This is a genomic window from Mycobacterium sp. KBS0706, assembly GCF_005938675.2.
GTDB lineage: Bacteria > Pseudomonadota > Alphaproteobacteria > DSM-16000 > Inquilinaceae > Inquilinus.
Genome location: NZ_VCCH02000093.1, coordinates 19152 through 30137, shown reverse-complemented (window position 1 = coordinate 30137; position 10986 = coordinate 19152). Strand labels below are relative to the sequence as shown.

11 protein-coding genes are annotated in these 10986 nt (G+C 69.3%); 2 read left to right on the top strand and 9 right to left on the bottom strand.

The genetic code is table 11. The features are described 5' to 3' along the window. Positions 1-572 precede the first annotated feature (572 nt). The gene (locus tag FFK22_RS33485; protein ID WP_138891550.1) at positions 573-971 is read left to right on the top strand and encodes a RidA family protein; all 399 of its coding nucleotides are present in this window, start codon (positions 573-575) and stop codon (positions 969-971) included. Between the two features lie 17 nt (positions 972-988). Here FFK22_RS33485 and FFK22_RS33480 read toward each other — a convergent pair whose 3' ends face one another. After that, positions 989-1498 carry a GNAT family N-acetyltransferase gene (locus tag FFK22_RS33480; RefSeq protein WP_221939044.1) on the bottom strand — a complete coding sequence of 170 codons (510 nt, stop codon included), beginning with the start codon at positions 1496-1498 and terminating at the stop codon, positions 989-991. A gap of 1 nt (position 1499) precedes the next feature. Continuing rightward, a complete protein-coding gene (locus FFK22_RS33475) occupies positions 1500-2042 on the bottom strand; it encodes a histidine phosphatase family protein (protein ID WP_138891590.1) in 543 nt (180 codons plus the stop codon). A gap of 150 nt (positions 2043-2192) precedes the next feature. Here FFK22_RS33475 and FFK22_RS33470 point away from each other — a divergent pair, with 150 nt between their 5' ends. Beyond that, positions 2193-3572, top strand: a complete 1380-nt coding sequence (locus FFK22_RS33470; RefSeq protein ID WP_138891552.1) for an MFS transporter — start codon at positions 2193-2195, stop codon at positions 3570-3572. Here FFK22_RS33470 and FFK22_RS33465 read toward each other — a convergent pair. The 7 genes from FFK22_RS33465 to FFK22_RS33435 all read right to left on the bottom strand — a co-directional run bounded on the left by FFK22_RS33465 (position 3564) and on the right by FFK22_RS33435 (position 10985). Then, complete coding sequence (locus tag FFK22_RS33465) at positions 3564-4418, bottom strand: sulfite oxidase heme-binding subunit YedZ (RefSeq protein WP_186002793.1); 855 nt, start codon at positions 4416-4418, stop codon at positions 3564-3566. The genes FFK22_RS33470 and FFK22_RS33465 overlap by 9 nt on opposite strands. A 250-nt stretch (positions 4419-4668) precedes the next feature. After that, positions 4669-5703, bottom strand: coding sequence for an endonuclease/exonuclease/phosphatase family protein (locus FFK22_RS33460; protein ID WP_138891554.1), 1035 nt, complete (start codon positions 5701-5703; stop codon positions 4669-4671). Next, entirely contained in the window at positions 5703-6620 is a 918-nt protein-coding gene (locus FFK22_RS33455; RefSeq protein WP_138891555.1) for a sugar phosphate isomerase/epimerase, read from the bottom strand. Before FFK22_RS33455 ends, FFK22_RS33460 begins: the two co-directional genes overlap by 1 nt. 16 nt (positions 6621-6636) lie before the next feature. Next, positions 6637-7755, bottom strand: a complete 1119-nt coding sequence (gene ugpC, locus FFK22_RS33450) for a sn-glycerol-3-phosphate ABC transporter ATP-binding protein UgpC (RefSeq protein ID WP_138891556.1) — start codon at positions 7753-7755, stop codon at positions 6637-6639. Positions 7756-7766: 11 nt separating this feature from the next. Then, the gene (locus tag FFK22_RS33445) at positions 7767-8654 is read right to left on the bottom strand and encodes an ABC transporter permease subunit (protein ID WP_138891557.1); all 888 of its coding nucleotides are present in this window, start codon (positions 8652-8654) and stop codon (positions 7767-7769) included. Between the two features lie 12 nt (positions 8655-8666). Continuing rightward, positions 8667-9551 (bottom strand): ABC transporter permease subunit, encoded by an 885-nt coding sequence (locus tag FFK22_RS33440; RefSeq protein WP_138891558.1) that lies wholly within the window; start codon positions 9549-9551, stop codon positions 8667-8669. An 87-nt stretch (positions 9552-9638) separates the two neighbouring features. Further along, the gene (locus FFK22_RS33435) at positions 9639-10985 is read right to left on the bottom strand and encodes an extracellular solute-binding protein (protein ID WP_138891559.1); all 1347 of its coding nucleotides are present in this window, start codon (positions 10983-10985) and stop codon (positions 9639-9641) included. Position 10986: the final 1 nt, after the last annotated feature.

Here is a 10986-nt window from a genome sequence, read left to right as displayed (position 1 = left end):
CGAGGTGGAGCGCTGGCTCGAGAGGGCCGACGAGGCCCTGGAGCAGCTGGGCTTCATCCCGCCGGTGGACGGCGAGGACGATCCGCCTGCGGACCCGCCCAAGCCTCGCCCGGCCTCCGGCCACAAGCCCAAGCCGCCGGACACGGGGTGAGCCGCTCGCGCACTCACCGCCTTCACCACCATTCAGCATCGATGAGCGCAGCCTTCCACTCTCCCCCTCCCCTTGCGGGAGGGGGCAAGGGGGAGGGGGCTGCGCGCGTCCGCGCGCCTGCGGCCCATAAAAACCCCGTCATCCCCGCGAAAGCGGGGATCTCGTTACGCTTGGACCGGGAAGAGATTCCCGCGTTCGCGGGAATGACGGTAAAAGGACGGACTTCTGTTCCGAAAAAGGTCTCGCCACGCTGGAGAGGCAATCCAGGGGCTGGTGCGAGCGGCCCCTGGCCTATCTATCGACGACGTTTGTGCCGCAGATGTAAGAGATCATCACAAAACCCCGCGGAGTCGGGGGGTGGAAGAACCGCGCATGCGGGTAAAGTCGGGTCAGGAAATCCAGAGAGGGACGGTGGACGAACATGACGCTTGAATGCATCAATCCCCAGGATCTGCCGACGCCCGATACGTACACGCAAGTCGTGGTCGCAAAGGGGACCAAGCTGATATTTGTCTCCGGCCAGGAGCCCGAAGACATACACGGCAAGCTTGTCGGCCGCGATGATATCGCGGTGCAAGCGCGCCAGGTGTTCGCCAACCTCGGTCGAGCCCTCGCAGCCGCAGGTGCCCTTCCCGAGCACGTTGCCAAGATCACGATCTACATCGTCGACTACCGGCGCGATGACCACCTGCCGATCATCGAAGCGGCCCGGGTGGCTCTGTTCGGGGACCACAAACCGGCCGACGTCGTTGTCGGAGTCGCCGCCCTATCCCCCGGATATCTGGTCGAGGTCGATGCGTTTGCGGTCATCGATGGTTAGCACGCGTTTGACGGTGGTCATCGTCCTCTGGCAGCGGGATCGGCGCTGTGCGCCAAGGCCGGTCCTTCGCCCGGCAGCACCTTCTCCATGAAGACGCTCAGCGGGTCGGGGCCGTAGGCGCCGAAGGGACCGGTCTCGCGATAGCCGAAGCGACGGTAGAGGCCCAGCGCCTCGGCCGACTTCACCCCGGTCTCCAGCCGCAGCAGCCGGATGCCGGCGCGGGCCGCGTCCGCCTCCAGCGCCTGCAGCAGGGCGCGGCCGATGCCGAGGCCGCGCGCCTCGGCGGCGACGAAGATCCGCTTCAGCTCGGCCGTGCCGTCGCCGTCGGCCGCATAGCCGCCGCAGCCGACCGCGCGCCCGTCCTGCCGGGCGACCAGGAAGCGCACCCGCAGCGCCAGCAGCGTGGCGACGTCCAGCCCGTGCCGGCTCTCCGCCGGATAGAGGCCGGCCGAGCGGCGGTCGGCCTGCTCCAGCAGCACATGCACCTCGACCTGGTCCGGCGTCTCCGGGGCGATCGTCACAGGCATCTCAGTTGTCATCCTTCCAGCAGCGCCGGACGGTGCCGGCAGGGTCGATGTGGAACACGTCCGGGTTGCTCAGGGCCGCCCAGGCGGCGAAGCCGTCGCGGCCGTCCAGGCTGTGCAGCAGCAGGGTCAGCAGGTTGCCGTGGCTGACGATCGCCACCGGCCCTCCGGCGCCGACCGCGGCATCGGCCAGCGCCGCGAGGCCGCGCCGGGTCGCCGCGGCGCCGGATTCGCCGCCGGGCCAGGCGAGAGCCGGGTCGGCGAAAGACCGGCGCAACCGGTCCTGCCAGTCCTCGGCAGGCTCCGCCGCCAGCACGCGCTCCGCCAGCCGGTCGTCGATCCCGACCGTCAGCCCCAGCCACTCGGCCAGCGGGGCGGCGCTGTCGCGGGCTCGGAGGAAGGGGCTGGAGACGATGCGCGCGATCGGCAGGCCCGACAGCCGGTCACGCAGCCGCAGCGCCTGGTCTCGGCCCTCCGCGGTCAGCGGCGCTTCCGGCTCCTGGCCGGCGGCCCGGCAGTGCCGGATCAGATAGAGCTCTGCTGTCACGATCATCCCCTCCGCTGTGCAATGTCCAGTCTAGCCCGCCGCCGGATTGATCGGCCCGCGGGACAGCGATGCGCCGATGGCAGCCTCGGGCCGGCGCGACTCGTGCTAGGGAACAGAAACTGAACGCTTCCCGCCGCCCAGGCGAGGCCCATGCCCTTCGATGCCTGCCCCGACCGCGCCGTCCCTGCCCGGCGCGCCGCCCAGCTCGCCGCGCTCAGCCTCGGCGTGGTGGTGGTCCAGGTCGACGTCACCGTCGTCAATGTCGCGCTCGACCAGATCCAGGATCTGATGCAGGGCGGCGTGGCCGGGCTGCAATGGGTGGTGAACGGCTACACCCTGGCCTTCGCCAGCCTGCTCTTGACCGGTGGCGCGCTGGGCGACCGCTACGGCGCGCGGCGTCTCTACCTGGCCGGCTTCGCCCTGTTCACCCTGGCGTCGCTGGCCTGCGGCCTGGCGCCGACCGGCGCGGTGCTGATCGCCGCGCGTGTGGCCCAGGGGCTGGGAGGGGCGCTGCTGATGCCCTGCTCGCTTGCCCTGGTCGCCCATGCCTATCACGATCCGGGCGAACGGATGCGGGCGATCGGCATCTGGGCCGGGGCCGGCGGCATGGCGATGGTGGCCGGGCCGGTGGTCGGCGGCGTGCTGGTCGCGCTGTTCGGCTGGCGCAGCATCTTCCTGATCAACCTGCCGATCGGCGTGGTCGGCCTGTGGCTGACCCTGCGCTTCACCACCGAGACCGAGGGCCGGCACAAGCGCGCGCTCGACCTGCCGGGCCAACTCCTGGCCATCGTCGCGCTGGTGGCGCTGACCGGCTCGATCATCGAAGGCGAGCCGCTGGGCTGGACCCATCCGCTGGTGCTGGGCGGGGCGGCGTTGTTCCTGCTGTCCGGCATCGGCTTCCTGCTGGTCGAATCCCGCAGCGCGGCGCCGATGATGCCGCTCGGCCTGTTCCGCCACCCGGTGTTTTCGGCCATCTCGCTGATCGGATTCCTGCTCAACGCCGGCTATTACGGCGCGACCTTCCTGCTCAGCCTCTATTTCCAGGGGCCGCTCGGCCTGTCGCCGCTGCTCACCGGCCTCGCCTTCGTGCCGATGACCGGGCTGATCGCCGTCATCAACGTCTTCGCCGGCCGGGTCGCGGCGCGCCATGGCGCGCGGCTGCCGATGGTGTCGGGGCTGTGCGTCGCCGTGACCGGCTTCGCCGCCCTGGCGCTGGTGCTGACCCCGGCGACCGACTATGGCGGCCTCTGGTGGACGCTGCTGCTGATCGGCTGCGGCACGGCGCTGACCGTGCCGCCGATGACCGCGGCGCTGCTGGCGACGGTCGACCGCGCCCGCTCCGGCATCGCCTCGGGCGTGCTCAACTCGCTGCGCCAGACCGGCGGCGCCATCGGCGTCGCCGTGCTCGGCGCGATCGGCGGCGGCGGCATGTCGGTCGAGGGCATGCGGCTGGCGATGGGGCTCAGCGGCGGCGTACTGGTCCTGGCGCTGCTGGCCGCGGTGGTCTGGGTCCGGAAGCCGTCAGGCTAGGGCCGGCCGGCGGGCCTTGCTCTTCTGCAGCCGGCGCAGCCCCGCCAGCACGGTGACGGCCAGGCCGGCGCCCAGCACGATCCAGGCCGGGCGCGGGCCGAAGGCGAAGATCAGGTTGGCGCGCAGCACCCGCATCGGGTCGACCCCGGTGAACAGCCCGTACATCGCCGCCTCGCCGCCGGCCGTGACCAGGGCGGTGACCACCGACAGCACGGCCAGCGACCACAGCGGCAGCCCGTCGCCGCGGCCGAAGCGGCTGTCCATCACCCGCCAGGCCAGCAGCCAGATGGTGAAGCCGGCCAGCATGGTCGGGATGGCGACGTCGACCTTCGACTGCATCACCCCATGCACCAGCCCCAGCGCCACGATCGGATAGACCAGCTGGTGCAGCCGCTGCCACCTTTTACCGCCCAGCCGCTTGATCATGGCGTCGGTCGAGGTGGCCAGGAGCGGCATCAGGCACAGCAGCGCCAGGAAGCCGATGGTCAGGTACAGGCGCTTGACGATCTCCGACGCCACGAAGCCCAGGTCGAAATGCTGGGTCGCGGTATAGCCGGTCAGGTGGATCAGCACATAGGTGGCGGCGGCGACACCGATCATGCGCCGCACCTGGATCAGCTGCGGCCAGCGCAGCGCCCGCTTCAGCGGCGTGACGGCCAGGCCGATGACCAGCAGGTACAGCACCCACAGCCCGATATTGCGCTGGAAGGTCTGCACCGGGTCGGCGCCCAGGTCGCCGGCCAGCAGCCGCCCGCCATACCACAACCCCGGCAGCAGCAGCAGCACGAAGACCACGGATTTCAGCCAGGAGAAGCGGCCGGCACGGTTGGTGAAAGGCGAGCGCATCAGATCCTCGGTGGACGCGGTCGGGGTCGCGGCCACGGAGATAGAATAGCGCGGCCATCCCTCTATACGGAGGGGAAGGCCGCGACGTTTCATGACATCGGGTTTATGTGGGGCGCAGTCGGATTCCCATTATTCTGTCATTGCCGGGCTTGACCCGGCAATCCAGGGGCCGCCGAGAGCTGCTTTGAAAGCCCCTGGATCCTCAGGTCAAGCCCGAGGATGACAGCTTAAAAGGGGCTGTGGAACGCGATCAGGCGTCGATGCGTGCCGCCTGCTGCCGCTCCGCCGCCACGCCGGTCAGCACCGTCGCCGCCACCACCTCGTGGTCGGAGATGGCGGCGCCGGCGGCGTCGACCGCGGGAATGGTCGCCGGCGCCTCGGCCTCGGCATGGCGGGTGAACAGCCAGTCCAGCTTGGCGAAGGGCGGCACCGGCGTGCCGTCGGGGCGGGTGCGCTGGGTCGGGCCGGGCGCGTTGCAGCGCTGCCAGTCGAAGCCGGCGTCTCGCAGCACGGCGAACAGCGGCTCGTCCGCCTCCGGCGCGTCGAGCGAGCCGGCGATCTCGGTGGTGTTGAAGTCGCCGCCCAGCACCACCCCGGCATCTGCCGGGATCAGCCGGTCGATGGCCGCCGCCAGCCGCTCGCCCTGGCGGCCGCGGTCGGCGGCGTCGCTGTGGCTCTCGAGATGGGCCGCGACCAGCCACAGCGGCCGTGGCGTGTCGAGCTGCGCCGCGATCGCCATGCGCCCGCCCAGCCGGCGCTGGTTGCCGCTGCGTCCGGCGAACCAGGTGCCGCCGGCGTCGAGCGGGATGATCACCGGGTCCAGCAGCGGATGGCGGCTGAGGATGGCGTTGCCGTGCAGCCCGATGCGGTTGTCCTCATCGGCATGCCACAGGCTCTCGCGGGCATCGCCGAGGCCGAGCTCGACGAACTCGACGCCATAGGCCCAGCCCATGCCCAGCGTCTCGGCCAGGTCGCGCACCGTGTGCCGATTGCCGGACCGGGCCATGCCGATATCGGCCTCGGTCAGCAGCACCACATCGGCACCGCGCAGCAGGGCGGCGGAGGGGGCGTGGTATTTCAGCCGTTCCGCGTTCCAGGCGGCGACGCGCAGCCGCGGCGGCACCGGCCGGTCCACCGGGGCCGGCCGATGCTCGACCGCATTGAGCGCCGGCACCTGGGCGGCGAAGCGGTCATGGGCATCGTCCGGCGCCAAAGCGGCATCGGCCAGCAGGATCGGGTCGGGGGCCGGCAACACGCCGGCCCGTCGCGTAACGATCTCCCGCATCAGGCCGCGAGCGCGCGCTGGTTGACCAGGTCGGCCAGGCGCCGGGCGCGGGCCAGGCTGTTGCCCAGCTCGGCATCGTAGCGGTCGGCGTTCAGCTCCAGGATCATCACCGTGTCGGGCTGGAAGCGCAGCTCGGTGAAGATCTCCTCCCAGGCGATGTCGCCCCAGCCGAGCGGCAGATGCAGGTCGCCGATGCCCAGCGCCACCGCCTCGGACGGCTCGTAGAACTTCGTCATCGTGTAGGGCCGGCCGAAGCTGTCATGGACATGCAGGTGGCCGGTGGCCGAGGCCATGCTGCGGATCTGGGCGCGCCAGTCCAGGCCGCGGCGGGTGCACTCGATATAGGCGTGGCTGAAGTCGATCAGCGTGCACAGATTCGGGTGGTTCAGCGCCCGAACCGTGTCGGCGACCTCGGCCGGGGTCTGGCGGTATTCAGCGTCATCCATGGCGAAGATGTTCTCGAAGGCCAGCTTGACGCCATAGCTGCGGGCGACATCGGCCAGCTCGGCCAGGGCCTCGCGCTCGATCGCGTCCAGCCGGTCGCGCCCGGCCTCGTCGGTCATCGCCGCCTTGCCGCAATGATGCACCAGCACGCCGGCGCCGACCTGGTCGCACAGCTCCAGCATGGCCCGCACCACCGCCTTCTGCAGCGGCAGGTTCTGCTCGTCCATGAAGTTGGAGACGATCTGGCCGTGCACGGTGTAGCGCAGGTCGTGGCGGCGGACGATCTGCTCCAGCTTGTGCACCCGGTCGGGCAGCACGCGGCCGCCGGCGATCAGGTCCTCGCCATACAGCGACAGCTCGGCCGCGTCGGCGCCCAGCGCGGCGATGCGGCCCAGGCTGGCGTCGAGGCGGGAGAGATCCCCCTTGCCGCTGACGCCGGTGGAGAAGCCGATGGCAGTGATGATCTCGGTCATGGTCGTCTCTCGATTGTCAGGCGGCGGTGGCGACGGCGAAGCGATGCTCGGCCGGCAGGTCGGCATCCAGGCGCAGCCCGGTGTGCGGGTCGAAGAAATGCAGCTGCGATGGCGGCAGGTAAAGCCCCAGCGGCTGGCCGGGGGTGTAGTCGGCCTCGGCCCCGGTGGTGACGGCGAAGGACAGGCCGTCGATGTCGGTATGGACCACGCGGCCGGCGCCCAGCTCCTCGATGAAGTCGACGGTGGCGACCAGCGCGCCGGGCCGGTCGACCGGCACGATCTCGACCAGCTCCGGCCGGATGCCCAGCGTGGTGGAGCGCTCGACGAAGCGCCCGCCATCGGCCGGGTCGATTGCGACCGTCTTGGTCTCGTCGAAGCCGAACTGGCCGGGGGCGAAGATGCGGCCTTCGATGAAGTTCATCGCCGGCGAGCCGATGAAGCTGGCGACGTAGCGGGTGCGCGGGTGGTTGTAGATCTCGGCCGGCCGGCCGATCTGCTCGACCACGCCCTTGTTCATCACGATCAGCACGTCGGCCAGGGTCATCGCCTCGACCTGGTCGTGGGTGACGAAGACCGAGGTGGCGCCCAGGCGGCGGTGCAGGCGGCGGATCTCGACCCGCATCTGCACCCGCAGCTTGGCGTCCAGGTTGGACAGCGGCTCGTCGAACAGGAACACCTCCGGCTCGCGGATGATGGCGCGGCCCATGGCGACGCGCTGGCGCTGGCCGCCGGACAGCGCCGCCGGCTTGCGGTCGAGGAAATCCTCCAGCCCGACCAGCTTCGCCACCTCGCGCACCTTGGCCATGCGCTCGGCCTTCGGCATGCCCGCCACCTTCAGCGCATAGCCCATGTTCTGGGCCACGCTCATATGCGGGTACAGGGCGTAGTTCTGGAACACCATGGCGCAGCCGCGCTCGCGCGGCTCCAGCTGGTTCACCACCCGGCCGCCGATCGCGATCTCGCCGGCGGTGATCTCCTCGAGGCCGGCGATCATGCGCAGCAGGGTCGACTTGCCGCAGCCCGACGGGCCGAGGATCACGGCGAAGGTGCCCGACGGCAGGTCCAGGTCGACGCCGTGCACCACCGGCGTCTTGCCGTAGCTCTTGCGCACGCCGCGGATGGCGATGTGGGCCATGGGGTCTCTCCTCACTTGTCGGTGGCGATCAGGCCGCGCACGAACCAGCGCTGCATCAGCGCGACGACCAGCAGCGGGGGGATCATCACGATCAGGGTGCCGGCCATGGCGATGTTCCATTCCGGCAGACCGCCCTGGTTGGTCGGGATCAGGCGCTTCAGCTCGACCACCGCGGTGCTGAAGGACTGGTCGGTGGTGACCAGGAGCGGCCAGAGATACTGGTTCCAGCTGTAGACGAAGAGGATCGCGGCCAGCGCCAGCATGTTGGTGCGCGACAGCGGCATCAGGATCTCGGCGAAGAAGCGCATCGCCCCGGCGCCGTCCATCTTCGACGCCTCCAGCAGCTCGTCCGGCACGGTCAGGAAGAACTGGCGGTACAGGAAGGTGCCGGTGGCCGTGGCGATCAGCGGCAGGATCAGGCCGGTGTAGGAGTTCAAGAGGTTCCACTGCAGGTCGACCTGCAGCCCTAGGACCGCGAGGATGCTCTGGAACGGTGACAGCGCGTTGGCCGCGATCGAATAGGTCGGCACGATGCGGACCTCGAGCGGCAGCATCAGCGTGGTGAAGATCAGCCAGAACACCAGCATCCGCGCGCGGTAGCGGAAGAACACGATCGAGAAGGCGGTCAGCGCCGCCAGCACGATCTTGCCGGCGGTGACGCCGATGGCGACGACCAGGCTGTTCAGCAGCTTCGGGCCGAACCCGGCCTGGTCCCAGGCGGCGGCCAGGTTGTCGATCAGGTGGCCGCCGGGGATCAGGCTCATCGGCACCTGGTTGACGCCCTGGATGTCCTTGGTCGCAGCGGCCAGCACGATGGCGAAGGGCAGCAGCACCAGGACCAGGCCGGTGATCAGGATCAGATGCGTCAGTGCGTTCAGGACCGGGGTGCGCTCGATCATCGCCGTCCTCCCTCAGCTGTAGTGGATGCGGCGTTCGACCCAGCGGAACTGGACGAAGGTGAGGACCATGACCAGCAGCATCAGCACGATGCTCTGGGCGGCGGCGCCGGAGTAGTCGAGGCCTTTGAAGCCGTCGAAATAGATCTTGTAGACCATGACCTCGGTGCCGCGGGCGGGGCCGCCCTCGGTCATGATGTCGACGATGCCGAAGCTGTCGGTGAAGCTGCCGGTGAGATTGATCACCATCAGGAAGAACAGGGTCGGCGCGATCAGCGGCAGCTGGATGTCGCGCATCCGGCGCAGCGCGCCCGACCCGTCCATGGCGCTGGCCTCGATCAGGCTCTTCGGGATCGACTGCAGCGCCGCCAGGAAGAAGATGAAGTTGTAGCCGATCCAGATCCAGGCGTGGCACAGCACGACCATGATCAACGCCTGGGTGCCGTTCAGCACCGGGTTCCACAGCCCCGGCCACAGGGCGTTGACCGCGCCGATCATCCCGCTCTCGGGCGCGAAGATGAAGCGGAAGGCGATAGCCGCGGCGGGCGCCGCGATGGCGTAGGGCCAGACGAAGATCGAGCGGTAGGCCTGGAAGCCGCGCAGCTGGCGGTCGACGAACAGGGCCAGGACCAGGGCGCCGGCCATGGCGATGCCGGTGGCCAGGACGGCATAGGCGAAGCTGACGCCGACCGAGCCCCAATAGGCGCTGTCGGCCAGGAGCGCCCGGAAATTCTCCAGCCCGACCCATTCATTGCCGCCGCCCCAGGGCTGCTCCAGCGTGAAGGCCCAGTACAGCGCCTCGCCGGCCGGCCAGTAGAAGAACAGGAACACCAGCAGCAGCTGCGGCGTGATCAGGAGCCAGGCCAGCGTCCGGTTCTTGAAATGGGCGCGTTTTTCCATCGGGTCCGATGCGGCTGGTGGGGGACGGGTGGAGGACCTGCACCCCTCACCCTCCCGTGGGCCGGGAGGGTGAGGGGGCTGCGCCGGTTACAGCAGCTGCTTGCCGGCGTAGGTCTTCTCGAAGCGGCGCAGGATCACGTTGCCGCGCTCCACCGCCTGGTCGAGGCCGTCCTGCACCGACACCTTGCCGGCGATGATCGCCTGGAAGGCGTCCTGGACCTCCTTGCGGATCTGGATGTAGCCGCCGAGGCGGATGCCGCGGGAGATCGGGGTGGTCGGGGTGTAGGTCAGGCTCTCGATCGCCAGCTCGCGGCCCTTGTAGGGCGCCTTGTCGTAGAAGCCAGCGGCCTTCATCGCCTGGAAGCCGGAATTGGTCACCGGGATGTAGCCGGTGACGGTCGACCACCACTCGACCGAGGAGGGCTGGGCCAGGAAGTTCAGGAACGCCGCGGCGCCCTTGTATTCGCCGTCGGACTTGCCGGCGAGGACCCACAGCGAGGCGCCGCCGACCAGCGAGTTCTTGCGCTCGGTGCCGGCCCAGACCGGCAGCTTGACCACGTCCCAATGCATGTCCGGGGCGGCCAGCTTGCCGATGGTGCCGTGGTCGGCGACCGAGGACTGCGTCATCTGGCAGGTGCCGGAGGCGAAGGCCGGGACGATGTCCTGGCCGCCTTCCTTGGTCTTCAGGACGAACAGGCCTTCATCGTACATCTTCTTGATGAAGGTGATCTGGTCGACGAACTTGGTCTTGTTGAAGACCAGCTCGGCGTCGAGCCCGTCATAGCCGTTGTTCCTGGTGGCAATCGGCTGGTTGTGGATCGCCGAGAACTGCTCCAGCGTCGGCCAGGGGTCGAAGTTGAAGGCCAGCGGGCAGTCGTAGCCGGCGGCCTTCAGCTGGCGGGAGATCTGCTCGACTTCTTCCCAGGTCTCCGGGCCCTTGTCGCGTCCGATCTTGGCGAAGGCGTCCTTGTTCCAGTAGAACAACGCCGTCGAGGAATTGTAGGGGAACGACATCAGCTCGGCCTTCGACGTCGCGTAGTAGTTCGCGATGCCGGGGAAATAGTCGTCCCACTTGATGTCGTAGCCGTTGTCGGCCATCAGCTTGCGCGCCGGGACATAAGCGCCGGACAGCATCAGGTCGAGCGTGCCGGCGTCGAACACCTGCACCACGGTCGGCTGCTTCTGGGCGCGGTAGGCGGCGATGGCGTTCTGCACCGCATTCGGATAGCCGCCCTGGCCGACGCAGGTGATCTCGAAATCGGCCTGGCTGTCGTTGAAGCGCTTGCAGGTGTCCTGCACCCGCTGCTCCAGGTCGCCGGTGAGGCCGTACCAGAACTCGAACTTGGTGCGCTCGGCCGCCTGGGCCGGCTGCGCAAACACTGCGGCGGCGGCCAGCGCGAAGGCGGCCGCCGACAGCTTGGTCACGACGGTCATG